The following is a 23,215-nucleotide window of genomic DNA, read 5'->3' as shown; positions in this document are numbered from 1 at the left end:
GCGATTGTGTCCCTGCCGCGAAAACCCCGCGGACTATCCTCACGATGAGGCTCGTCACGCGCCGTGCGCCTGCCCATCCGCACACGCACGGCCGACCGGCAACGCCCCACCGCTTACTTCTTGCAGGCAGACGAACCGATCGTGAATGCCATCGTTTCCGCCGCGCCGGCCGCTGCCGCACTGTCCGGCGGCGCATCGCCCGGCGCTTTCCCCCGCACGACCGACACGCTCGGCCGCCCGCTGCGCGACCTGCGCCTGTCCGTGATCGATCAATGCAATTTCCGCTGCGGCTACTGCATGCCGCGCGAAAGCTTCGGCGCCGACTATGCGTTCATGCCGTCGTCCGAGCGGCTGTCGTTCGCGCAACTCGAAAAGATCGCCCGTGCGTTCACGTCGCTCGGCGTCGAGAAGATCCGCATCACCGGCGGCGAGCCGCTGCTGCGCCGCAACCTCGAAGCGTTGATCGAACGCCTCGCCGCGCTGACGACCGTCGACGGCAAGCCCGTCGAGATCGCGCTGACGACCAACGGCTCGCTGCTGGCCGCGAAGGCGCGCACGCTGCGCGACGCGGGCCTGTCGCGCGTGACGGTCAGCCTCGATGCGCTCGACGACGCGCTGTTCCGCCGGATGAGCGACACCGACGTGCCCGTGTCGCGCGTGCTGGCCGGCATCGAGGCCGCGCAGGCGGCCGGGCTCGCGCCGGTCAAGGTCAACGCGGTGATCGAGCGCGGCGCGAACGACGACCAGATCCTCCCGCTCGTGCGGCACTTCCGGCACACCGGCGTGGCCGTGCGCTTCATCGAATACATGGACGTCGGCGGCGCGAGCTTCTGGTCCGGCGACAAGGTCGTGCCGGCCGCGCGGATGCGCGAACTGATCGACGAACACTATCCGCTCGTGCTCGTCGGCGAACCGGCGCACGACGCGACCGCGATTCGTTGCGCGCACATCGACGGCGCGGGCGAAGTCGGCTTCATCGCGAGCGTGTCGCATCCGTTCTGCGGCACCTGCTCGCGCGCCCGCGTGTCGGCCGACGGGCAGCTCTATACGTGCCTGTTCGCGACGCAAGGCACCGACCTGCGGCCGTGGCTCGACGACGCCGCGTCGAGCGCCGACCTCGCCGCCGCCGTGCGCGAGCGCTGGACGCACCGCGACGACCGCTATTCCGAGCGCCGGGCCGCACGGCCTGCCCGCGCGCCGGGCAAGACCTATCCGACCGTGCGCATGTCGCTGGTCGGCGGCTGAGGGGCCGCCGCGCGACCCAGGACGCACCGCCAACAGGAGAATCGTCATGACGAGCTTCACCGAATCCCGTGCCGGGCTGCCGGACGATCCGTTGCACGCGGGCAGCCCCGCGCCCGACAACGCGACCGACCCGCATCCCGAACCGCCACCGTCGATCGCCGCGGGCTTCGAAGTGCGCGTGCAGTACGCGTCGATCGATGCCGGTGCCGAGCTCGCACCGATCGTTCGCAATCCGAATGTCGGCGCGGTCGTGAATTTCCTCGGCGTCGTGCGCAACGAAGGCGACGTCGATGACGTGATCGCGCTCGAGGTCGAGCACTATCCGACGATGACCGAACAGGCGCTGTGGAGCATCGTCGAGGAAGCCAGCGCGCGCTGGCAGCTCGAAACGATCAGGATCGTGCATCGCGTCGGGCGCATTCCGCTCGGCCAGGCGGTCGTGCTGGTCGTGGTGGCTGCCGCGCATCGCGGCGCCGCGTTTGACGCGTGCGAATTCCTGATGGACTTCCTGAAGACCCACGCACCGTTCTGGAAGAAGGAGATCCGCCACGACGGCGTATCCGGCTGGGTCGAGGCGAAAGCGCACGACGACCAGGCGATGCGACGCTGGGGCTGAACGTATGCGCTGCGCATGTTCCGATTCCGCCGAGTGATTCCTTTCAAGACATCGCAATGAAACTGACGATCAAATACTTTGCAAGCATTCGCGAGCAACTCGAGCGCGACGAGGAAATCGTCGAGATCGATGCACGCGAACTCACCGTCGACGCGCTGCGCGACACGCTGGCCGCACGCGACGCGCGCAGCGCGGAAGCGCTGCGGATGGACCGGCCCGTGCGGGCCGCCGTGAATCTCGAGATGGTGACGGGGGGATTCGTCGTGCGGGAGGATAGCGAGGTGGCGTTTTTCCCGCCGGTGACGGGCGGGTAACATCGATCAGGCAAGGCTCCGGGGCACGCGATTGCGAGCGCCCGGCCGGCGATGGCGTCTGCACGGCCACCGCTGCATACCGTCGAAATGACAAAGCCGGCACCAGGCCGGCTTCGTCGTTGAAGCACACGATACCGCGCGTGCCCGCTCACCGCATGCACGCCGCCGCCAGCTTCCCGACCGTGATCACCGCCTGCTCGATCTCTGGCGACCACGGGCTGCTGTAGTTCAGCCGGATGAAGTTCCGGTAGCTGTCCGTGATCGAGAACATGTAGCCGGGCCCGATCGTGATCCCCTGCTCCAGCGCGAGCTGGTAAAGCCGCATCGCGTCGATCTGCGCGGGCAGTTCGACCCACAGCACGTATCCGCCCGCCGGGCTCGAGATGCGCGTGCCCTCCGGAAAGAACCGCGACACCATCGCGCGCATCAGGTTCGCCTGCTGCGCATACGCCTTGCGCAGGCGCCGCAGGTGATGCTCGTAGCCGTCGCGTTCGAGAAACTCGGCAATCGCGAGCTGCGGCAACGACGGCGTCGCGAGCGTGTTCAGGAATTTCAGCTTCTCGACCTGGTCACGATAGCGGCCCGGCAGCGCCCAGCCGATCCGGTATGCAGCCGTCAGGCTCTTCGAGAACGACGAGCAATGCAGCACGATCCCGCTGCGGTCATACGACTTCAGCGAACTCGGATGCGCATCGCCGAAATACAGCTCGTTGTACACGCCGTTCTCGATCAGCGGCATCCCCGTCTTCGTCGCGAACTCGACCAGCTCGCGTTTGCGCTCGTCCGGCATCTGGAAGCCGAGCGGGTTCTGGAAGTTCGGCATCACCATGCACGCGGCGATCGGCTGCGACTTCGCGATCGCGGCCAATGCCGCGATGTCGATTCCGTATTCCGGATGCGTCGCCACCTCGATCGCCTTCATCCCCATCCGCTCGATCGCGTGCAGCATCGCGTAGAACGTCGGCGATTCCACCGCGATCGTATCGCCCGGTTTCGCGACCGCCTGCAGGCAGAGGTTGATCGCCTCCGTCGCGCCGACCGTCACGATGATCTCGTTCGGGTCCACCGACATCCCGTTTTCCAGGTAGCGGCGCGCGATCTGCCGGATCAGCCGCGGATGGCCGGGCGGCAAGCCATCCGTCACGCCCCACAACGACTTGTCGCGGCCGGCCGCATACGCGTAGCGGTTCAGCTTCTCGAACGGAAACAGGCTCGGGTCCGGGTATGGCGAGCCGAGCGGCACCGCGTCGTCCGTGCCGATCGAGCGCAGCGTCGACAGCACGAGCCGGCTCACGTCCACTGACGACGAGATCGCGATCGGCTTCGACGGGCGCAGCTCGCGCACCGGCGCATGGCTGTCGTCGCGTCGCAGGTTCACGAAATAGCCCGACTGCGGACGGCTTTCGAGCAGCCCGCGGCTTTCCAGCAGCAGATACGCATGCAGCACGGTCGTGATGCTGATCCGGTGCTGCTGGCTCGCCTGCCGCACCGAAGGAATCCGGTCGCCGTGCCGGTACACGCCCTGGCGGATCAGGCGCTCGATGTCGTCCGCGAGTTTTTCATAGAGTTTCATCGCGTGCCTCCCGCCGGGCGGCGCAGCTGGGCTGCCCCGCCGTTTGCGTCCGACACGCCCGTGTTGCGCCCGCCGGCCGGGCCGTCGTGATTCCTGATCCTTCCCTCCGGTTTTGCCTTTTCCATCGCACTGGCTCTCTCTTGAAGATGCGCCGACAGGGTTCCGGTGCGACTGGATCCGCGGCACTGTGCACTTGATGGTGGAATCTTAAGAGCAGAACAGTTGGCGACGAGTACACACATCGATCGCGCGAACAAGAGTACAGTTCGGCGCGCATCGCTCACAGCAGGAAAACTGTACGTCTTAAGAATGGGCCGCGAGGGCGGTGAATCGCGCGCAGCGACGCCGGACGGTGCGCGGGGCTTTCGGGGAAGGCACGACAACGGACCGCGAATGCACCAGGCGGTCGCGGAGCGGCCGGTACACGTTGCCGGCCATTCGGAGATGAAAAACTGTTCGATCTAACAGTTTTTCGTTCGGTACCGTCGCCAACGAGCCAAAACTCGTCGATCGCACAGTTTTCCCTTGAATTCTTGCATCGAGATGCAATACTGTTTGATCTCACAGTTTTCATCCTGCCGAGCCGGCAACGGTAGCAGGGCCCACCATGCGATACACGATCGAACAGGCATCCGACATCGGCGGCGTGATCCGCGCCGCGCGGAAAGTGCAGCAACTGCGCCAGGACGACGCGGCCGGCAGCGTCGGCGTCAGCGAGTCGTTCATGGTCAAGGCCGAGCGCGGCGCGGACACCATCCAGTGGGCCAAGGTGTTCCAGATCCTGCAGGGGCTCGGCGTTCGGGTCGTCGTCGACATTCCCGACGCCAGCGAGGAACTGCTCGAACGCCAGTCGGCGCGCGCGAGCCATCGGGCCGGCGTGCGTGCACGGCGCGCGGCCGAGCGCCTGCTGCTGCGCGCGGACGCCGCGCACCCGGCCCCGGCCGGCGAATCCGCGCCGCCCGCCCGCGCGGCCGCACGCGTGCTCTCGGCCGCACGTCTCGTGCTGTCGCCTGCCGAAGCGTCCGGCGTGGGGGCGGACGACACGCGCCGCCCGCGGATCAGGACGACCGACGCCGGCCGTCAGGCCTCGGCCCGTGCAATCGAGATCGCGCGCCGCGTGCTGACAGACGCCGGTGAAGCCGTACCCGACCACGCGCGCCCCGCCGACGAGGACGCGTCGCATGACTGAGCGCACCCTCGTCGCCGCCATCGACGGCCAATCAATCGGCACGCTGCATGAAAACCGCAATCTGTGGGCATTCGAATACGCGCCGTCGTGGCTCGCGCAGGCGTCCCGCTTCGCGCTGAGCCCGCATCTCCCGCTGCAGGCCGGTGTGCTGCGCGACGGCGCGACCACCCGCCCCGTCCAGTGGTATTTCGACAACCTGCTGCCGGAAGAATCGGTGCGGGCGCTGCTGACGCGTGACGCGGGCCTGCCCGACATCGGCGACGCGTTCGCGCTGCTCGAGCACTACGGACGCGAATCGGCCGGCTCGGTGACGTTGCGCCTGCCGGCGGACACGGCCGACGAGGACACGCGCCTGCGCCCGCTCGACGATACCGAACTCGACGCGCGCATCCGCCACCTGCCTGCCGTGCCGCTGACGCACGACGCGCCGAAGAAGATGTCGCTCGCCGGCGCGCAGCACAAGCTGCCGGTCGTGCTGCGCGACGGCGCGCTGTTCGAGCCGAGCGGCCAGGCGGTGTCGACGCACATCCTGAAGCCGAATCATCCGCACGCGCACGACTATCCGCATTCGGTCATCAACGAGTGGTTCGTGATGACGCTCGCACGCCGCGTCGGCCTCGACGTGCCCGAGGTCGAGCGCCGCTACGTGCCGGCGCCCGTGTACGTGATCCGCCGCTTCGACCGCGCGCAGATGGATACCGGCGTCGAACGACGCCACGCGATCGACGGTTGCCAGGCGCTCAACCTGCCCGCGACGATGAAATACACGGGCTGGTCGCTCGACGCGCTCGCAACGCTCGCCAACGCGTGCCGCGCGCCCGCACCGGTTCGCCTGCGCCTGTTCCGCTGGCTCGTGTTCTGCATCGTCGTCGGCAACGGCGATTCACACCTGAAGAATCTGAGCTTCCTCGTCACCGACAGCGGGCTCGCGCTGGCACCGCACTACGACCTGCTGTGCGACGGTGTCTACGAAACCGCGACTTATAGCGCGCGCAGCCGCTGGTCGGACCTGACGGAATTCACGCGGCCCGTCGTGGGTGTGCAGCGCTATGCGGATTTCACACGCGACGTGCTCGACCAGGCCGGCGCGACGCTCGGGCTGACGCGCGCGACCGCGCATCGCCACATCGACGAAGTGCTCGCGCGCATTCCGGCGCAGGCCGACGCGCTGCTGCTCGAGATCGCCGCCGACAACGACGCGATGAAGACTGCCCGCCCCGAACTCACGGCGACGCTCGGCGGCGAAATGCACCTGCTGCGCGCGATCCGCCATATCGTCATCCACGAGATGGTCGAGCGGCTGCGCCCGCGCTGACGCCAAACACCACCCAAGACGATCCGATGCCGCCACGCGAAGGCCGCCGAACATCATGACCCAATCTGTCCGCCCGCCCATCGTCGACCCGCTCGTCGCTCGACTGACCGGCAGCGCCGACCACCCGCGCTTCACCGGCGCGCCGCTCGACCTGTCGACGCTCGACGCGCACGCGCTCGGCGCGGTGTGGCCGGCGCTGCGCCGCACCGAGGAACACGTCGCGCAGCACGACTACGCGTACGACGATCCGCGCGCCGAATTCGCACGCTGGCTACGCACCCAGATCGACGCACTCGAGCTCGCGCCGCTCGTCGATGCCGAAGCCGCGCTCGAACTGTTCCGCGACATTCCGGCCGGCGCGTGGCAGCGCGCGATACAGGAACTGTCGTGTCTCGACGCGCTGCCCGCGCCCGCACTGCAGGCCGAACTCGCGCGCATCCTCGGCGAACCGCAGAACGACGGCCTGCAACGACTCTCCGTGTACGGCGAATATGCGCTCCATTCGTTCGCCGGCCGGCGCGACATCACGGCCTTGCGCGATGCGTATGCGCAGTCGAATGCCGATTCCCCGTTTCGCGTGCGCGAGCTCGACGTGCTGCCCGAACTCGGGCCGGCGGCGCTGCTCGCGCTGGCCGCGACGAACGACGGTTATTTCGCGCCGAAGCGGCTGTGGTTCAACGCCGACGATCCGGCCGCCACGCTCGCGGAGGAGCCCGCTTACGTCGACTTCGCGCGCGACACGCTGACCGAAGCGGCGCGGCACGTCGCCGCGATTCACGCGGGTGACGTCCCCTATCAGGCCGATCGCGCGTTCACGACCGACGACGCGCAGGTCGTCGCGCGCGCGGCGCGCGTCGCGGCCTATCGCGACGCGCCGTGGCTCCCCCCGCTGATCGGGCCGCTGCTGACCGGCGTGTGCGTCGCGCCGACCGCCGCGAAAACCGCGCCGTCGCAATCGCTTGCGATCGCGCTCGGCCATGCGGTCGAGACGATCCCGACACCCGAGAGCGTGCGTGCGCTGCGCGATGCGCTGGCCACCGTGCGCCACGCGGGCGTGCAGAAGAAGCTCGCGCGTAACCTGAAGCCCGCCGAACGCGCGCTCGGCGAACGGCCGCACACCGCGCTGCGCATGACGCTCGACGCGAAGCCCGACAAGAAGCAGCTCACGATGCTCGCCACCTGCATGGAAGCGGGTTTCTGGCAGTCGATGACGCTCGGCCATGCCGAATGGCGCGAGCGCCTCGTCGATGCGCCGGCCGGCGCCGCGTTCTCGACCCGCACGATCTGGCAGGCACGCGCGCGCGACGGCGCGACCGTTTCGTTCATGCCCGATATCGCGAAGGGCAAGGTCGTGCTGCGCAACGCCGCCGGCGCGGCGTGCGAACTCGATGCCGACAGCGAGATCCGGCTCTGGCATCCGCTCTTGGCCGATGCGGACGAGCGGCTCGCGTGGCAGCGCGCGATCGTCGGCCGTGCGATCCGGCAGCCCGTTCGGCAGGCGTTCCGCGAGTTCTACGTGCCGGCCGACGAAGACACCGCGACCAGTCATTCCGCGATGTTCGAAGGTCATGTCCTCGCGAGTCGCCCGCTGCTCGGCGTCGCGCGCCGCGAAGGCTGGTCGATCCGCGCGTACGACGACGGCCTTGCACGCGAGTTCGGCGACGTGCGCGCGACCTTCAGCGTCGCCGCGCGGCTCTTTCCGGGCACGGACGGCCAGGGCACGTCGGGCCGGCTGCACGTCGAACGCAGGCTCGAGCGGCGGTGGATGGCCGCGCCGATCGGCGAAATCGATCCCGTCGTGTTCTCGGAAGTGGCGCGCGCGGTCGACCTGCTCGTCAGCGTCGCCGCCTTCGCGCTCGACGATGAAGCGACGCGCGCGGCCGACACGCCGGCGGACCCGGTGCGCCAGCGCGCCGCGCGAAACGCGCGCGCGCAGCGCCTGCACCGGCTGTCCGACCTGCCGCTCGGCGCGATGGCGCGGCATCGCAAGCAGGTGCTCGCGCTCGTGTTCGCGGAACCGATCGCGCAAGGCCGGGTGACGCTCGACGATCGCCATGTGCGCGTCGGCGCGTGGTCGGTGCATTGCGCGACCGGGCGCGTGATGCGCGACGGCGAACCCGTCGAACCTTCGATCGAACCGCCGCCGTCGCCGCTGCGCGCGGTGCCGTGGCTGCCTTATGACGAAGCGCTGCTGCAGCGGATCGTCGATGTGGTCGCGGGGTTGCTCGACTGAGGCGGCGATGCGGCGGCATGCACCGCCTACCGCGCCGCCTGCTGCCGCTGCACCTCCTGCGCTTTCATCTGCAGATAGGCGCCGCGCTCGACCTCGTGCAATTGCTGCGGATACTGCTCGGTCGCGTCGAACCAGCGCGCGAGGCGCTGGTCGAGCGGCTTGTCGAGCGTCGCGAGATACGTGTCGATCGCGAGGTAGTAGCGCATCGTGTTGCGCTCCAGCAGCCCGCGCACGCCACCGACGTACTGCGGCTGCGCGGCCGATCCGCCGCTGACGGTCGTGAAGCCGACCTTGTCGCTGCCGACGGTCGCGAGGTAGGTCTTCATCGCCATCCGGCCCACCGTGCCGAAGCCATACGAATACGTCAGATGCAGGAACGTGCGCGACGCGCCGACCGGCACGGCCTCCAGCGCGATCCGGTAATCCTTCGTGCCCATCGGCCCGCTGTCGGCGGTCAGGTCGACCTGGAAATAGTCGGGCGTCGCGGCCGCCGCGCGATAGCGGAACTGCACGCGGTAGGTGTCCGGCAGCTTCTGCTGGATCTTGCGGCCGAGGTTCACGTCGAGCACCGGGCCGTTGCTGCCGGTCGACGCGTGGCAATACTTCGTGTTCAGGTGCAGGATCAGCACCGCGCACCAGTTCGCGGGGCCCTGGGCGGGATCGTCGAGCTGGCCGCTCACCACCGCATACGGATAGTCGACCACCGCGTAGATGTCGCCCTTCAGCGACGACGACGCTTCCGCCGATTCCAGGACCAGCGGCCGGTGAAACGCGTTGTCCTTCAGTTGCGGGCCGAGGCTGCGGTACCGCTCGAGCAGTGTCGCCGCGTCGTCCGCGCCGAACGACAGCGCGCTCCAGCCCGCGCACAGGGCCGCGACGAGCGCGTGCCGGGCGCGGCGAGCAAGCCGCGTGCCGCGCGGATGTCCGGATGTCTTCATTCTTGTGCTCCCACCGGATGCGCGATGGTCGCGCACATGTGTCACAGAATACGCCTGGCCGCAGCGCAACATCGCATGCGAACGCGCCGTTATCGGCTCCGCTTCACCGGCACCGGCAACTGCGCGGCCGTGATCCGGATCAGCGCCGACAGCCATTCGCGATCGTCCCAGCGCTCGCCGGCGATGACGAGGTGCGGCTTCGCGGCCGGATACGGCGAACCTTCTTCGCACGTGCCGAGAAACGCGCGGCCTTCGGCCGTCGGCTTGACGAACAGCCGATCGTCGCAGACGAGCGCGACCATCTTGCCGTCGCAATAAATGCCGTATTCGCCGAACATCTTGCGCGCCGATACCGTGCCGGCCGCCGCCATCTGCTCGACGATGAAATCGACTGTGCCTTGGCTCGATGCCATCGCTGTTCCTTTGAAAAAGTTTATGACCGCAGCGGGTGGCCGACCGTTCCGCCTGATTGGCAGATGCGCTGCGGGGCATCATCCGTTGGAAGGCGGCGTGAGCATTCCGGTCACGCACGTCCCATCGCAATCGCCCGTCCCCTCCTGATATCCCTGACAGTTGCATTACCGCGCGGTGAATCGTCCAATAGCGCTTCACAAAAAATGTGCTTCGCCGACGTGCCGGGAGAGCGGCACGGGCCAGCCCACCGAATCGCGGTGCGCCCCGAAGCATCTCTGCAAGGAACCCGATGAACGTACCCTACACATCCATTGCCGGCGCAACCGTCCCCGCCGTTCGCGAATCGTGGAAACGGATCGAAGGCTGGATCGCCGCCGATCCGGCACGCCTGCCCGGCGGACTCAACGGACCGGCCCCGGGGCACGCGATCGCCGCATTGCATGCCGCGCTGGGCACGACGCTGCCGGACGACCTGCTGGAAAGCCTCCGGCTGCACGATGGACAAGCCGATCCGGACGCCGTCTTCGCCGAAGGCGATGCCATGCTGAGCGCACACGAGATCGGCGCGCAATGGTCGATCTGGAACAAGCTCGTTTCCGGCGGCGACTTCGACGACATGACGTCCGACCCCGCCGCCGGCATCCGCGACGACTGGTACAACCTCAAGTGGATTCCGTTCACGCACGACGGCAGCGGCAATCATCTGTGCGTCGACCTCGATCCCGCGGAAGGCGGCACGGTCGGGCAGGTGATCCGGGTCTGGCATGACGACGAGCAGCGCGAACGGATCGCATCGAGTTTTGCGGAATGGCTCGCCCGCGTGGCGGCGGAGCGTGACGATCCGGCCGGTGATTGAACGACCTGCGACCACGGAACAACGCATGGCGGCGCGGCGCCGATTGCAAACCCGCCCCGTCTCCGGACGCGGCGCCGATCGGCAAGACGCCGTTACTTGTCAGCCGCGAACGCGCTCGACATCTGCCGCGCCCGCTTCACGTCGTCGCCATGCAGGTAAATCGACGTCGTGGAAATCGACGCATGGCGCAGGTTGTCGCGCACGGTCGTCAACTCCGCGCCGCGCGCCAACGCGTGCGTCGCATGCGTATGACGCATCCAGTGCGGGCTGGCCTGCCGCAACTTCTGCGCGAGCGCCGGGTTGTCGGCATCGACCTGATCGGCCGTCTGCGCGAAGAAGCGCTGCATCACCTTCCACAGCCGCACGCTCGTGATCGCGGCCGCACCGTCTTCCGCGAGGCTCGGGATCAGCGGCGTGTCGGGCCGCCAGCGCGACGGCGTGACCGGCAGCCGGCGTGCGACCAGGAAACGGTCGAGCCCCGTGCGTGCAAGCGGCGGCAGCGCGACGCGCGCCGCCTTGCTGCCCTTGCCGATCACCTTCAGCCACGCGTCGCCGTGCGCATCGGTCTCGATGTCGCCGAGCGTCGCGCCGACCAGCTCGCTCGCGCGCAGCCCGGTCGCATAGCCGAAATCGAGAATGAAGCGCAGCCGTTGCGCGGCGGCCGGCGTCCAGCCCGACTGCGGCGCGGCCGGCGTGCCCTTGCGGAACTCGAGCCCGTCGGCGATCGTGCGCACGAGCAGCCACTCGCCTTCGGTGAACGCATGCGACGTGTCGAGTGCGTTCGGGCCGCGCGTGTCGCGCACCTTGACGCCCGCGAACGGATTCGCGAGCAGGTAGCGCTGCTCGATCAACCAGCGGAACAGCGCGCCGAGCACCGACAGCGTGTAGGCGGCCGAGCGCGCGGACAGCGCACCCGAGAACGGCCGCCAGTCGGGCGCACTGCGCGGCCGCACGGGCCCGACCCAGCGCTCGTGCGGCGTCGGGCGCCGCACGAACGCGCGATACGCGACCGCATCCTCGGTCGTCAGCGACGACAGCGCGCGGCCGCGCTCGACGATCGCCCACAGGATCAGCCGCTCGGCCTCCTTCCGGTACGCCCGCCGCGTCGCGGCCGATTCGTGCAGCGACAGCCACGCATGCACGGCCGCGTAATCGTTGTCCGCATCGAGCGTGCTGGTCGCGCGCGGCGCGCGGAAGGTGCCGGCCGATCCGTCGACCTCGTGCGGCAGCTTCAGCTGCTCCCACGGCACGATGGCGCCGCGCGGCGTCGCCGCGATCAGCGCGCGCGCCCGTTCGGTCAGCGCCGGATGCGCGGCGAAAAACGCCTCGATGTACCGCGCACCGGCCATGCCGAGGCCCGCGATCGCACGCCACCACTGGCGCCGCCGCGGAATCCGCACCGTGAGATCGGCGAGCGTCGCGATCCCGTGCGCACGTAGCGCGCCGACCGCACGCGCGGGCAGCCACAGGCCGACGTCGTCGCTGATCTGCGGGACCGGCGCACGCGCATGACGCAGCAGGCCGATCGCTTCGGCGGCCGCCTTCGCTTCCCGCATACGCTCCCCGTCGGCATGACCGAGCCGCTCCGCGAGATCGGGCCGGCCCACCTGCCGCGCGACGCGCACGAGGCGGCGGCGAATGCCGCCGATCACGCCGCGCGCCGAGCGCCCTTCGCCGAGCCGATCGGGCAGGTAGCGCTCGACGGCCTGGCGCACGGTCATGCCCGCGTACCACGCACGCAGCGCGGCCAGTTCGTCGGCATCGGGAAAGCCTGCGGGCGCAGGTGTGGAATCGGAGGAAGGCGGTGAGGCGAGGCGCGGTTTCATGACCGCGAGTTTGACAGAAGCGCGCGCGGCCGGATACGTCGTACGCGGCGTGTCGGGCGTGAGGCGCGTTCACGAGCGTGACGCTCGACACGGCCTGCTATGCTCCGCACTGCATTCCCGCGTCATCCGTCTGCCGCTTCTTCGCATCACGTTGCGACGGGCGGGTTCCGCGTTGAACTGCGCTGGACGATCCGGCCATCCGAATCGGAATGCGCAGCCGGATATCAAAGGCTGCGTGGATCGTCCAATGCAATTCCGGCCGTCGGTCAATCACACCTCTACCAACAAGAACCGCCATTCCATGACATCCCGCCTTCTCGCCGCGCTCGTTGCCGCGGCCTTGAGCTGCGCCGCCCTGCCCGTCGCCTACGCACGCACCTACGTCGCACCGACCGCGTCGCTCGGAACCGGGGCTTACGTTCACCAGTTCGTGCTGCGCGACCCCGTCACGCACCAGCCGCTGCCGAATGCGCGCTACCGGCTGCTGCTGCCCGGGCAGGCGATCGCGGGGCTGCCGCCTCATGAAAAAGGCGGCGAAAGCGTCGTGTTCGGCACGACCGATGCCGCCGGACGCACGGTGCGGATCCGCCTGCCCGCCCGTCATCCCGAGCGTGAGTGGGCGCTTCAGCCCATCGTCGGCGAAGGCGACATGGGCGGAACGTTCCGCGTGATCGACATCGATACGGGGCGACCCTACGGCCATTACTCGTACGTACTCGACGTGACGGGGGCCTACCTGGCCTGCGGGCAGATCGACGCCAACGGCTATACCGTCTTCGCGCAATCGCACGAGGACCGCAAGCTCTGGTTGCACCCCACGGTATTGCGCGTGCCCGCGGACACCGACTGGTGCGCAGGGCCCGCCACGAACATCGCCAACAGTGCCGGCAATCCGGGCGCGCCCGATCTCTACACGCAGTACCTCGGCAGCCTGGTCGCCGACGGCCAGCATCTCGGCCGAGCACTCCGGCAACAGATCGCGGCCAAGATGGTCGCGCTGGCGATTGCCGAACGGGACGAAGGCCGCATCGACACCGCGCTCGATGTGGGCAATTTCACGGATCGCATGTTGAACACGGTCGGTTACGACCTCGTCAATGCCGGCCTGAAGATCGATCGTGCGATGGCGATGATCGATGCGCGCCTCGCGAAATCGCCGGACGACGCGTATGCGCTCGACAGCAAGGGCTGGGCACTGTATCGCCTTGGTCGCAACGACGACGCGCTGACGTGGTTCGACCGCTCGATCGCGATCTTCGCGAAGGACGGCGACATCGACAAGGATGCGCGCGAAGCCTATGCAAGCGGGCTGACGCATAAGGGTGAAGTGCTGTGGAAGCTGGCGCGCCGGGATGAAGCGCGCGAGGCGTTCGCGCAGGCGCGGCAGGTTCAGCCGGAGAACGCCGATCTGGCGGAGACGTTGAAACGGCTGGCGATCCCGCTCGGGCAGGATGGCGCGAAGGCGCCGGGTACGGCAAGCGAATAGCCGGCGACGCGAGCGGACACGCAAGCGGATGCCTGGCGCTGCAGCGGCTGTCGCGGGGGCGCGTGGAGCGCGGCGGCCGGCCGTGTCCGGCACCTTCACCGGACGAGGCCGACCACGCGCGCTTCCGTCACTCCTCGCCCTTCGCGCCCGGATTGAGCATCACGACGAAGCCGGCCACGCCGACCACCAGCGCGATCGCGCCGCCGCGCAGCGCCATCGCGTTGTCGAACAGCAGCCCCGACACGACGGCCATCATCCCCGCGAGCGACACGAACACGGCGATCGCCGCGACGACGATGCGGGACTGGCGGCGGATCATCGCGCGCCGCGTCAGGCAGCCGCGGCGGCGGCCGCTACGTCGTGATCGTCGCCGCGAATCAGCAGCACCGGGCACTTCGAGCCGCGCACGAAGCGCTCCGCGACGCTGCCGAGCAGCACGCGCCGGATTCCGCGCCGCCCATGCGTGCCGACCACCGCGAGATCGAAACCGCCTTCCTTCACGTAGCGCTGCAGGCGCTCCGCGATGTCCTCGCCGATGCTTTCGGTCTCGACGAGTTCGGCCTCGCCCTTCGCGCCGGCCAGCGCGATGATCTGCTCGGCTTCGCGCAGCACCTTGCGCCCGTCGTCGCGGATCTCCTCGACCAGTGCGTGCGGATCGAAACGGCCCGCGTAAGTGAACAGCACCGACTTGTCCACCACATACACGACGCTGACGTGTGCGTCGCCTGCCAGCGCGACCTTCACTGCCTCGGCAAGCGCCTGCTTCGACGAAGCGCTGCCGTCGACGGCCACCATGATCTTCTCGTACATGCGAACCTCGCTGGGGTGAGTGGCCACGCTTCCGATCGCGCGGCCTTGTCACCATCATCGGCGGATGGCGGGTTCGAATGTTGATGGCGATCAAGGTCCACCGGCGGCCGGCTGTGCGGCAAAGCGTCGCGACGTGATGCCGATACCGCTCGCTTGCGGCCAGGTCGCGAACCCGGCTGACACAACAGCCGAAGCGGTGCGATCGAGCGGTCATCGTGCCGAAAGCGCTATCATCGAATGTGCGACTTTCGTCCGGCCCTTATTTGCCGGCCCACTTTCAACTCGCTCAACCGACATGACAACGACTACCGAACGCGTGGACGGCGCCGCCCAGCATCTCGTCGCCGCCCGCCATGCCGGCTCGCCCGGCCCGCTGCTGCCCGATGCGCTGCGCCCCGAGAACGTCGAGACCGCCCTCGCGATCCAGCAGCGCGTGGCCGACCTGCTCGGCGAACCCGTCGGCGGCTGGAAATGCGCGCTGCCGCCGCCCGACCGCGCGATCCTCGCGCCGATCTTCGCGTCGACGATCCGCGAAGCCGATGCGCCGTACCGCGTCGTCGGCGGCCCGATCGTGCGGATCGAACCGGAAATCGCATTCGTGCTCGATCGCGACCTGCCTGCGCGCGAACAGCCTTACGACGAACAGCCTTACGACGAACAGCACGTGCGCGACGCGATCCGCGAAGTGCGCATCGTGCTCGAAGTGCTCGGTTGCCGCTATGCGGAGCCCACGCGCGCGTCGAAGTTCGAGCTGCTGGCCGACGGCCAATTCAACCAGGGGCTGTGCGTCGGCCCGGTCGTGCCCGACGGGCTGAACGTGCCGCTCGAGACGCTGGCGCTGTCGTTCGAAGGCGCACTGAACCGCGCGATCGACGGCCGCCATCCGGACGGCGATCCGCTGAAGCCGCTGGTGTGGCTCGTCAATTTCCTCGCGTCGCGCGGCGACGCCGTGCGCGCCGGACAGATCGTGACGACCGGTTCGTACGCCGGCGCGATCGACGTGCCGCTCGGCGATGCGCTGACGGTGCGCTTCGGCGAACTCGGCAGCCTGTCGGTGACGTTGACGGCGTGATGCGTGGGGTGGGCGGGAGCGGTTGCGCTGATCGCTGACGCGCAGGGACGCTTGCGCCGTCGTGCCGACCGACCCGGCGTGATAACGTTGCACATCATCGCGTCCACCACTTCACTCCCCCAACCCCGGGCACGCGCATCGCCTTCAAGCCGATACCGACCATGTCGCTGACACCGCTTCCCGCCCTGCTCGACGAAACCCTGCGCACCGTCGCACGCCGCTACCGGCTGCCGCCGCTCGACAGCACGCTGTCGCCGGCCGATGCCGCGAACCCGGCCGCCACGCTCGCAATCGTGATCGAGGCAGCGCGCCGGATGCAAAGCGACGGACAGACGCCCGACGCGGCACTGCGGCAGCGCTTCATCGACGCCCTCGCGCGGATGATCCGCGATGCAATGGACACGCACGCCGGCGATCCCGCCTTTCAGGCCGCGGTGCTGCGGCACGATGCGCCGAGCGTGCGCGAATACGCGTCGTTGTCCGCGCACGCCGAACAGGACCGTCGCGCGCTGCACTCGGCCGTCAACGCGATCGCGCACCCGGCCAAGCTCGAGCGCAGCGCCCGCCCCTGGCAACGCGACGGGCTCGCGCGGCTGCATGCGGCCGCCACCGCCGCGTCGTGGGCCGACCTGCACGACACGCTGCTGCACCTGCTCGCGCTGCCCGACATGGCGACCGACGCCGCGTTCGAGCAGGACATCGTCAAGCTGAAAGACAGCCCCGCGCTCGAACGCATGCTGCGCGTCGACGCACTGGCATCGGACGAGCACGTGCGTCGCTACCGCGCGCTCTGGGTACGCCAGGGCCCGCTCGAAGGCAGCACCGTCGCCGTCGCGCAAGGCGTCGCGTCGCAGCAGCGCGGCGCGGCCGTCGAAGCGCTGGCCGCGCAGGCGCTCGACGCGCTGGCGCGCCGGCTCGACGCCGTCGACGCACGCCGCACGTACCGGGTGGTGACGTCGATGCGCGTGCCGTCATCGATTCCGGGCCGCCACGATCGCGCGAAAACCGAATGGGACGCGATCCTGCTCGAACGCCCGCGCGGCGATGACCCGGCGCCCGCCTGGAACGTGCGCTTCCTCGTCGAAGCGAAAGCATCCGCGGATGCCGCGACGACCGATCTGCCGCGGCTGCTGCGCGGCCTGAACCTGCTCGCGCAGGCCGACCCGGACACGCTCTATGCGTTCGAGACGCACCAGGGCACGGTGCGCGTGCACGGCGCGTCGCTGCGCGCGCTGACGACCGACGAAGCGACGCTGCCGCGCGAAGTGCTCTATTGCTGCGATGCATCCGCCGACACGACGCCGCGCCTGCTGGGCGCCGCCAGCCGGATGCAGTTGCTGTCCGCGCAGGCCAGCCTCGAATACGCGAGCGCGCTCGCGCAGCGGCCGGATGCCGATCCGGGCGGCCTCGGTGTGGTCTGGCACGCGCTGCTGACGCTGCCGCAATGGCACGCGGTGCTGCACCAGTACCCGTCGTTGCGGCAGGTGCGCGAGCTGATGGTGGCGATCGACGACTGGCGGGCCGCGATCGACGATGTCGATGAAGGCGGTGTGGCGAGCAGCGCGTACGCGTGACGCACGACACGAACCGCCGTGCGGCGGCCGGCGTGCCCCGCCCGCTCAGTTGGTGAGCACGCCGAACGGCAACGTCCATCCTGTCAGGCGGCCGCCGTCCGCCCATCGATCCTCGGCCGCATCGTATGGCAGCAGCACCGGCGCGGTCGCGCATTCGAGCGTTTCCTTCGGCGTGTGGCCGAACTCCGCCTTGAACAGCCGGTGGAAATACTTCTCGTCGGGAAAGCCGTGCGCCCACGCGATTTCCGCGATGCGCCGATGCCGGCGCTGCGGGTCGCCCAGCACGTGGTATGCATGGCGCAGCCGCCGGCGCGTGATCTGCCGCATCACGCCGCCGTCTTCCTTGAACAGCTGGTAGAGCCGCGCTCTCGACACGCCGATGTCACGGCAGATCCGGTCGGGATCGAGGTCGGGCTCCAGCAGATGCACGTCGATGTAGCGCCGGACCCGCTCGGCCAGCGCCCCGTCGATCGGGCCGCGTGCGTCGTTCAGCGCCTGCATGGTGGGTGAAATGGCCGCGGCCAGCAGCAGCAACGTCGATTGCACGATGCTCGGGATCTCGTGCGTGCGCAGAGTCGGCAGGTTGCGGAACAGCGACAGCATGTGGTCGCCGAGCAGCCGCCCCACGCCGCTCGTCAGCGTCTGGCCGTGCGCCTGTGCGGCATGGCTCGGCAGCAGGTACCTCGGCACGACCAGGCTGATCACGTCGCCGGCCTCGACCCGGCAGTCGTTGACCTGCGCGACGTCGTAGACGAACACGTCGCCGGCGCGCTTGACCAGTTCGGGCCCGCCGGTGTGGCTGGCCAGCCGCCCGCCGAGCAGCAGCGTGAAGCGGATCGAGTCCTGGCCGTCGAGCCGGATTCGCCGCGTGGTGCGATTGACCCGATAGGCCGGTGCGCGCGACCGCCATTGCCGGCCCGACAGGATCAGCGGGCCGAGCGCCGCGCCGCTCGCTTCCGCGTCGAACACGCCGTGGCCGCCGTCGTCATCGAGACGGTAGTCGCACAGCATGTCCTTGACCCAGACGTGGAATCGGTCCTGTTCGGGGTAGTCGATCGTGCGAAACTTGAAAACAGGGACGAATGCCGCTTGATCCATGACAGTTTTTTTATCGAGCCGACACGAGAGGATAGATCGGTTCGTCGATTATCGGACCAAATTGCGTCGGCGCAAGGCCGGCGCGGCATGTCGTCCACAGAAGCGGCCGACCGGCGCCCTGCGACGGGCGCCGTCGATCTCGCGGCCATCAGCGTTGCGGATGGCATTCCCAGTTGTTGTACGTCGGCCGATCGATCGGCGTGAGCCCCGGAATCATGAACACCGTACAGCCGAAACGCCGCCCCTTGCCGGTCGTCGCGTCGTAACCCACCTTCTGGCCACCCAGCCCGTCCTTCTTCCCGTACTGCACGTTGGCAATCGTGATCTCGTCCGACGACGCGAGGCCGAGCGTCTTCGCGGTCGACGTCTGCACGTCGACCATGTTCATCTGCGTCGAACCGCACGCGGACAACACGAGGCCGGCGGCCGCCGCGCCCAGCGCGGTCCGCAAGGTAACAACGGTGCACTGCAAGACTTGCTTCATGGCTTCTCCTTCGAATGCCCGACGCGACACGATTACGAGCCCGGCGTATAAAAACTGGACTGGATCTGGCTGCCGATGTTCGCGGCGAACCCCTGCCAGACGAGCGCCATCGCCCCCGCCGCGTTGACGGCCAGCGCCGGCCACGTTCCATCCTGCGGATCCGCGGTCGACGTGCTCCATGCGCCGTTGCGGTAGCCGCCCACGAGGAGGACCGACGCGTTCGGCGTGCCCGTGTCCTCCCAGGCGACCGTCACGTTGCCGGCCGGGTCGATCACCAGCGGCGGGTACTGAAGCGCCGCCCCGTTCAGGTGTTCCGTCAGCTTCTGCAGCGGCCCCCAGTTTCCGCTGGCATCCGACACGCTCGCCTGCAGCACCGCGCCGCCTTCCGCCCACATCGCGGCGGCCACGCCGTTTTCGTTGACGGTCAGCATCGGCGTCGCGATGAAGCCCGTGGGCACCACGATCGCCGGGGCGACCGGCTGGGCCGGCTGCCATCCGGTTCCGGACACATAGCGCTGCGACATCGTGGCGTTGTAGAGCTTGCCGCCCGTCACGTCGAGTTGCCCCCAAACCAGCGTGATGTTGCCCTTCGCGTCCATGCCGGCGACCGGCGAGATGATCGTCGTGAACAGGCTCGAGTTCGAGACGGCCGGGTTGACGTTGGTCCAGCCGTTGGTCGCGTCGTACGTGGCCGTCCACAGCGCCGACTTCGTATGGTTGGTCTGCCGCCACGCGAGCACCGCCCGGCCGGATGACAGCACCGACAGCATCGGCCTCACGTTGTCGGTGTCGCCGGTCACGGCGTCCGGGCCGCTCTGCACCGGCATCTGGACCAGCGCCGTCGGTGACCACTGCCCGGCCTGCGTATAGCGGGTCCACGCGATGCGCGTATCGAGCAGGCTGATCGACTGCGTCCACGTGACGAGCGCGTTGCCCTGGCTGTCCATGCCGGCCGAATAGGACGACCCGGCCATGTCCGGCGCCAGCGTGACCGGCGTGCCCCAGCCGCTACCCGGGCTGTACGGGCGCGCCCACAACGCGTACGTGTTGGCGCCCGGCGTCCATTCGGTCCAGAACGCGACCGCCTGCCCGCTCGCGTTGCCGACCAGTTTCGGCTGCACGCCGGTCAGCGTGTTCATCGCATGCGAACCGTCGCCCGTGTCGAGCCGCGTCGCGCTGCCCCAGCCCGAGCCCGCCACACGGCGCGCGCCCCACATTTCGTTGCCGTTCGTGCCGGCCGGGCCATTGGTCATCCAGGTGGCGAGCGCGTTGCCGCTCGCGTCGATGGTCACGCTGGGCTGGCCCTCCGGCCCCTTGCCGTCCACGGCGGCAGCCTTCGACCAGCCGGCCTGCGGTTGCGTCGTCCCGCCGCCGCCCGTCGGCCCACCGTTCGAGCCGCCGTTCGAGCCGCCACCGGGCGACGTCGGGCCGGAAGGCAAACCGGGCGTGTTCGGCGACGACGACGCGCCGCCGTTCGTGGCGACGTCGTCGCCGCCGCAGGCGGACAGCGCGAGCGCGACTGCCATGACCATCCATGTAATGGGTTTCATCGGAATCCTCTTCTTTTCGTGTGCCGGCGCACTCTCGTCTGCCGTTCGCCTCACGATGCCTCGCATCGTTCGGCCTATTGATAAGCAATACTATTGAACAGGCATGGAAACCGGCGGCCGCTCGCCGTCAATCATGATCGACTCCGTCGTGCGGATCGATGCGAACGCCGCTTCCGGCAGCCCCCCGTCGGGCAGCGACGACGACAAGTCGTCTATCGTCGGATGTCCATCACTGCCGGCTGCATCTTAATTCAGACGATCCGGATTCAAGGTGGCGTTGCGTCTACAGTAAGTGGACTTCCATTTCGCCGGCCCGCATTCGATGCGGCGATCGGCCGGCCTGCGCGCGCTCGCGGCCGAAGCGACCGGTGCGGTACGATACGCGCCGGGGCGAAACGCCTCACCTGAGAGACCCGGCCGCTGCGGCCCCCTACCTGGCACAAGAAAAAAATGCCCAACACCCCATTGCTGCACCGCCACCTGTTCGCCGCGCTGGCGGTCGGCCTGTTCTGGATTCCGGCGGCCCATGCCAGCGGCGACGACGGCTGCTATGCGCCGACCACGCTCCGGCAGACCACCTACTCCTGCGCCAACGTGCCGATGCTGAGCCCCGCCAACGACACGCGCATCAACGCGATGCTGATGATGGTCGACAGCGCCAAGGTCGCGCAGGCGTTTCCGGATCCGAAGACCATCCCGGCGAAAGACCGGATCCACCAGATCATCGTGCCGTTCCAGATGGACTTCTCCGGATGGATCTATATCGGGCAGAAGGAGCCCGACAAGACCGGCAGCGCAACGGATGCCGAAGCGCCGTCGAACCAGTACGCCGACGGCGAAGGCAGCATCTGCCGCAGCATGACTTCGGGCGCCGACGCATTCAACGACGCACTGGGCGGTGCCGGTCTCCCCGCCGACGAAGCCTCACGGCTGCGCGCGGCGCGTGCCGACATCGCGCAGAAGACCTGCGCCGCCGCCGGCGCGAGTGCCGCCTGGACCAAACCGCCGGCCAAGTCGCCACTCGGCCAGCAGTTCGCCGCGTACCTCGACGGCACGAACGCGTTCTACCGCGCCGACTTCCTCACCGCGACCCGGGCCTTCGCGAGCGCTTCGCACAGCGCGAACCCGTGGCTGAAGGAAACCGGGCTCTACATGGCCGGGCGCGCGCAGCTGAACGCCGCGCAGGCCAACGTGTTCGACCACGACAGCCCCACGCCGACGCGCGGCCGCGTGACGAAGGTGTCGCTCGACGCCGCGAACACGGTGTTTCGCACTTACTTGAAGGTGTACCCGCAGGGGCGCTATGCGACCTCCGCAAACGGGCTGTTGCGGCGGGTCGCATGGCTCGGCGGCAACGTGACGCAGCAGGCCGACCTGTACGGCCACGCGCTCGCGCGCTGGTCGCCGGCGACGTCGAACGTGCCGCTGATCCAGCTGGCGAACGAACTCGACAGCAAGCTGCTGTTCGGGTCGGAATTCGACGCGAGCCAGATCCAGTCGCCGACCGTGCTCGCGACCGTCGACCTGCTGCGCATGCGCACGTCGGACAGCAGCGATTCGAACCGCAAGCCGCTGACGCTGGACGACCTGCAGGCGCAGAAGCCGCGCTTCGCGAACGCGCCCGCGCTCTACGACTACCTGCTCGCGACCTGGTACGTCCAGATCGGGCACAAGCCGGACGCCGCGCTCGCGTTACTGCCGCAGACGCCCGCGGAGCCGCTCGACTACTTCGGCCTGAGCCAGCAGGCGCTGCGCGGGTTCGCGCTGGAGGATAGCGGCCAGTCCGACAAGGCGCGCCAGCTGTGGCGCGACCTGATCCCGCTCGCGACATTCCGCTTCCAGCGCGAAGCGCTGGAACTCGCGCTCGCGATCAACCTGGAGCAGGCCGGGCTCGTCAACGACGCGTTCGCCGACGATTCGCCCGTGCAGAACGCCGCGATCCGCGCCGTGCTGCTGCAACGCTCGGCCAATGCGGACCTGCTGCGCGCCCAGGCGCAAAACCAGGCGACCGGCGGCGCGCTGCGCGACACCGCGCTGACCACGCTGCTGTACAAGGAACTCACCCGCTCGCATTACGCCGAGTTCATCGCCGATGCCGCGCTGGTGTCCGGCAAGCCGGCCGATCCGCTGAAGCCGTTCATCGCGGCCGGCGCGAGGAACGATGACGGATATACGTGCCCGTCCGCGCACGACATCGCCACGGCGCTCCAGCAGAATCCCGCCGATGCGAAAGGGCTGAACTGCCTCGCCGATTTCGTGCGCCTGCACCCGCCCGCACCCGGCCTCGAAAGCGATCCGGTGCCGCTGTGGATCCGCAACGCATCGACGACGGCCGCCGCGCGCATTCCGCCGACGCTCGGCGCGGGGCCGTCGCAGTTCGACGGCAAACCGTACGAGCGGATGTCGAGCTACCTGACGGTGATGGCCGATGCGCAGGCGAACCCGAACGACCGCGCCTACGCGTACTACCGCGCGATCAAGTGCTATGCACCAGGCGGCTCCAACGAATGCGGCGGCAAGGACGTGCCGAAGAACGTGCGCAAGCGCTGGTTCGATACGCTGAAGGCGAGCTACGCGGGCAGCCCGTGGGCGCAGAAGCTTCGCTACTACTGGTAAGCGCCG

Annotated in this window: 20 protein-coding genes; 11 read left to right on the top strand and 9 right to left on the bottom strand. The window is 68.8% G+C overall.

Annotation, left to right across the window (positions count from 1 at the left end; translation table 11 throughout):
- Window positions 1-120 precede the first annotated feature (120 nt).
- Genes moaA through moaD form a run of 3 tightly spaced genes read left to right on the top strand, consistent with a single transcriptional unit; the run spans window position 121 to window position 2,175 of the window.
- Entirely contained in the window at window positions 121-1,245 is a 1,125-nt protein-coding gene (gene moaA / locus CFB43_RS34500; protein ID WP_089498584.1) for a GTP 3',8-cyclase MoaA, read from the top strand.
- Window positions 1,246-1,291: 46 nt separating this feature from the next.
- Window positions 1,292-1,861, top strand: coding sequence for a molybdenum cofactor biosynthesis protein MoaE (locus CFB43_RS34495; RefSeq protein ID WP_069249442.1), 570 nt, complete (start codon window positions 1,292-1,294; stop codon window positions 1,859-1,861).
- A gap of 56 nt (window positions 1,862-1,917) precedes the next feature.
- Complete coding sequence (gene moaD, locus CFB43_RS34490) at window positions 1,918-2,175, top strand: molybdopterin converting factor subunit 1 (protein ID WP_089498583.1); 258 nt, start codon at window positions 1,918-1,920, stop codon at window positions 2,173-2,175.
- A gap of 148 nt (window positions 2,176-2,323) precedes the next feature.
- Here moaD and CFB43_RS34485 read toward each other — a convergent pair whose 3' ends face one another.
- Complete coding sequence (locus CFB43_RS34485; protein ID WP_089429568.1) at window positions 2,324-3,748, bottom strand: aminotransferase-like domain-containing protein; 1,425 nt, start codon at window positions 3,746-3,748, stop codon at window positions 2,324-2,326.
- Between the two features lie 607 nt (window positions 3,749-4,355).
- On the opposite strand from CFB43_RS34485, the gene CFB43_RS34480 reads away from it, so the two are divergent.
- Genes CFB43_RS34480 through CFB43_RS34470 form a run of 3 tightly spaced genes read left to right on the top strand, consistent with a single transcriptional unit; the run spans window position 4,356 to window position 8,485 of the window.
- Window positions 4,356-4,937 carry a helix-turn-helix domain-containing protein gene (locus CFB43_RS34480; RefSeq protein ID WP_089498582.1) on the top strand — a complete coding sequence of 194 codons (582 nt, stop codon included), beginning with the start codon at window positions 4,356-4,358 and terminating at the stop codon, window positions 4,935-4,937.
- Window positions 4,930-6,252: a HipA domain-containing protein gene (locus CFB43_RS34475; RefSeq protein WP_089498581.1), complete on the top strand. Its 1,323-nt coding sequence runs from the start codon at window positions 4,930-4,932 to the stop codon at window positions 6,250-6,252. Before CFB43_RS34480 ends, CFB43_RS34475 begins: the two co-directional genes overlap by 8 nt.
- A gap of 55 nt (window positions 6,253-6,307) precedes the next feature.
- On the top strand, window positions 6,308-8,485 hold the full coding sequence (locus tag CFB43_RS34470; protein ID WP_089498580.1) for a DUF4132 domain-containing protein: 2,178 nt from the start codon (window positions 6,308-6,310) through the stop codon (window positions 8,483-8,485).
- A gap of 26 nt (window positions 8,486-8,511) precedes the next feature.
- Here the strand turns inward: CFB43_RS34470 and CFB43_RS34465 are convergent, their stop codons facing one another.
- Together CFB43_RS34465 and CFB43_RS34460 are read right to left on the bottom strand one after the other, a co-directional pair.
- Entirely contained in the window at window positions 8,512-9,423 is a 912-nt protein-coding gene (locus CFB43_RS34465; protein WP_089498579.1) for a hypothetical protein, read from the bottom strand.
- An 89-nt stretch (window positions 9,424-9,512) separates the two neighbouring features.
- The gene (locus tag CFB43_RS34460) at window positions 9,513-9,836 is read right to left on the bottom strand and encodes a TfoX/Sxy family protein (RefSeq protein WP_089498578.1); all 324 of its coding nucleotides are present in this window, start codon (window positions 9,834-9,836) and stop codon (window positions 9,513-9,515) included.
- Window positions 9,837-10,126: 290 nt separating this feature from the next.
- Between CFB43_RS34460 and CFB43_RS34455 the strand changes: the two genes are divergently transcribed.
- On the top strand, window positions 10,127-10,693 hold the full coding sequence (locus CFB43_RS34455) for an SMI1/KNR4 family protein (RefSeq protein ID WP_089498577.1): 567 nt from the start codon (window positions 10,127-10,129) through the stop codon (window positions 10,691-10,693).
- 92 nt (window positions 10,694-10,785) lie between these two features.
- Here CFB43_RS34455 and CFB43_RS34450 read toward each other — a convergent pair whose 3' ends face one another.
- Window positions 10,786-12,519, bottom strand: a complete 1,734-nt coding sequence (locus CFB43_RS34450) for a site-specific integrase (protein WP_089498576.1) — start codon at window positions 12,517-12,519, stop codon at window positions 10,786-10,788.
- Here CFB43_RS34450 and CFB43_RS34445 point away from each other — a divergent pair.
- Window positions 12,518-14,005, top strand: coding sequence for a tetratricopeptide repeat protein (locus tag CFB43_RS34445; RefSeq protein WP_256990181.1), 1,488 nt, complete (start codon window positions 12,518-12,520; stop codon window positions 14,003-14,005). The two genes, CFB43_RS34450 and CFB43_RS34445, sit on opposite strands and share 2 nt — an antisense overlap.
- A 127-nt stretch (window positions 14,006-14,132) precedes the next feature.
- Here the strand turns inward: CFB43_RS34445 and CFB43_RS34440 are convergent, their stop codons facing one another.
- Both CFB43_RS34440 and CFB43_RS34435 read right to left on the bottom strand, forming a co-directional pair.
- Entirely contained in the window at window positions 14,133-14,324 is a 192-nt protein-coding gene (locus tag CFB43_RS34440) for a DUF2964 family protein (protein ID WP_089498574.1), read from the bottom strand.
- Window positions 14,325-14,335: 11 nt separating this feature from the next.
- Complete coding sequence (locus tag CFB43_RS34435; RefSeq protein ID WP_089498573.1) at window positions 14,336-14,815, bottom strand: universal stress protein; 480 nt, start codon at window positions 14,813-14,815, stop codon at window positions 14,336-14,338.
- Between the two features lie 295 nt (window positions 14,816-15,110).
- On the opposite strand from CFB43_RS34435, the gene CFB43_RS34430 reads away from it, so the two are divergent.
- Together CFB43_RS34430 and CFB43_RS34425 are read left to right on the top strand one after the other, a co-directional pair.
- Window positions 15,111-15,887: a 2-keto-4-pentenoate hydratase gene (locus CFB43_RS34430; protein WP_089498572.1), complete on the top strand. Its 777-nt coding sequence runs from the start codon at window positions 15,111-15,113 to the stop codon at window positions 15,885-15,887.
- Window positions 15,888-16,048: 161 nt separating this feature from the next.
- Window positions 16,049-17,461, top strand: a complete 1,413-nt coding sequence (locus CFB43_RS34425) for a 3-deoxy-D-arabino-heptulosonate 7-phosphate synthase (protein ID WP_089498571.1) — start codon at window positions 16,049-16,051, stop codon at window positions 17,459-17,461.
- Window positions 17,462-17,506: 45 nt separating this feature from the next.
- On the opposite strand, the gene CFB43_RS34420 is transcribed toward CFB43_RS34425, so the two are convergent.
- The 3 genes from CFB43_RS34420 to CFB43_RS34410 all read right to left on the bottom strand — a co-directional run bounded on the left by CFB43_RS34420 (window position 17,507) and on the right by CFB43_RS34410 (window position 20,593).
- Window positions 17,507-18,559, bottom strand: coding sequence for a helix-turn-helix domain-containing protein (locus tag CFB43_RS34420; protein ID WP_089498570.1), 1,053 nt, complete (start codon window positions 18,557-18,559; stop codon window positions 17,507-17,509).
- 148 nt (window positions 18,560-18,707) lie between these two features.
- Complete coding sequence (locus CFB43_RS34415) at window positions 18,708-19,043, bottom strand: hypothetical protein (protein ID WP_069249419.1); 336 nt, start codon at window positions 19,041-19,043, stop codon at window positions 18,708-18,710.
- 32 nt (window positions 19,044-19,075) lie between these two features.
- Complete coding sequence (locus tag CFB43_RS34410; RefSeq protein ID WP_089498569.1) at window positions 19,076-20,593, bottom strand: hypothetical protein; 1,518 nt, start codon at window positions 20,591-20,593, stop codon at window positions 19,076-19,078.
- A gap of 450 nt (window positions 20,594-21,043) precedes the next feature.
- Here CFB43_RS34410 and CFB43_RS34405 point away from each other — a divergent pair, with 450 nt between their 5' ends.
- Entirely contained in the window at window positions 21,044-23,209 is a 2,166-nt protein-coding gene (locus CFB43_RS34405) for a hypothetical protein (protein ID WP_089498568.1), read from the top strand.
- Window positions 23,210-23,215 lie beyond the last annotated feature (6 nt).

It is taken from the genome of Burkholderia sp. AU15512, assembly GCF_002223325.1.
GTDB lineage: Bacteria > Pseudomonadota > Gammaproteobacteria > Burkholderiales > Burkholderiaceae > Burkholderia.
The sequence above is the reverse complement of the archived record's forward strand: the minus strand, read 5'-3'. Positions and strand labels throughout refer to the sequence as shown.

Coding starts and splice junctions, on each gene's coding strand:
- CFB43_RS34495 (WP_069249442.1), top strand. CDS start 1,292: ATGACGAGCTTCACCGAATCCCGTGCCGGGCTGCCGGACGATCCGTTG.
- moaD (WP_089498583.1), top strand. CDS start 1,918: ATGAAACTGACGATCAAATACTTTGCAAGCATTCGCGAGCAACTCGAG.
- CFB43_RS34485 (WP_089429568.1), bottom strand. CDS start 3,748: ATGAAACTCTATGAAAAACTCGCGGACGACATCGAGCGCCTGATCCGC.
- CFB43_RS34480 (WP_089498582.1), top strand. CDS start 4,356: ATGCGATACACGATCGAACAGGCATCCGACATCGGCGGCGTGATCCGC.
- CFB43_RS34475 (WP_089498581.1), top strand. CDS start 4,930: ATGACTGAGCGCACCCTCGTCGCCGCCATCGACGGCCAATCAATCGGC.
- CFB43_RS34470 (WP_089498580.1), top strand. CDS start 6,308: ATGACCCAATCTGTCCGCCCGCCCATCGTCGACCCGCTCGTCGCTCGA.
- CFB43_RS34465 (WP_089498579.1), bottom strand. CDS start 9,423: ATGAAGACATCCGGACATCCGCGCGGCACGCGGCTTGCTCGCCGCGCC.
- CFB43_RS34460 (WP_089498578.1), bottom strand. CDS start 9,836: ATGGCATCGAGCCAAGGCACAGTCGATTTCATCGTCGAGCAGATGGCG.
- CFB43_RS34455 (WP_089498577.1), top strand. CDS start 10,127: ATGAACGTACCCTACACATCCATTGCCGGCGCAACCGTCCCCGCCGTT.
- CFB43_RS34445 (WP_256990181.1), top strand. CDS start 12,518: ATGACCGCGAGTTTGACAGAAGCGCGCGCGGCCGGATACGTCGTACGC.
- CFB43_RS34450 (WP_089498576.1), bottom strand. CDS start 12,519: ATGAAACCGCGCCTCGCCTCACCGCCTTCCTCCGATTCCACACCTGCG.
- CFB43_RS34440 (WP_089498574.1), bottom strand. CDS start 14,324: ATGATCCGCCGCCAGTCCCGCATCGTCGTCGCGGCGATCGCCGTGTTC.
- CFB43_RS34435 (WP_089498573.1), bottom strand. CDS start 14,815: ATGTACGAGAAGATCATGGTGGCCGTCGACGGCAGCGCTTCGTCGAAG.
- CFB43_RS34430 (WP_089498572.1), top strand. CDS start 15,111: ATGACAACGACTACCGAACGCGTGGACGGCGCCGCCCAGCATCTCGTC.
- CFB43_RS34425 (WP_089498571.1), top strand. CDS start 16,049: ATGTCGCTGACACCGCTTCCCGCCCTGCTCGACGAAACCCTGCGCACC.
- CFB43_RS34420 (WP_089498570.1), bottom strand. CDS start 18,559: ATGGATCAAGCGGCATTCGTCCCTGTTTTCAAGTTTCGCACGATCGAC.
- CFB43_RS34415 (WP_069249419.1), bottom strand. CDS start 19,043: ATGAAGCAAGTCTTGCAGTGCACCGTTGTTACCTTGCGGACCGCGCTG.
- CFB43_RS34410 (WP_089498569.1), bottom strand. CDS start 20,593: ATGAAACCCATTACATGGATGGTCATGGCAGTCGCGCTCGCGCTGTCC.
- CFB43_RS34405 (WP_089498568.1), top strand. CDS start 21,044: ATGCCCAACACCCCATTGCTGCACCGCCACCTGTTCGCCGCGCTGGCG.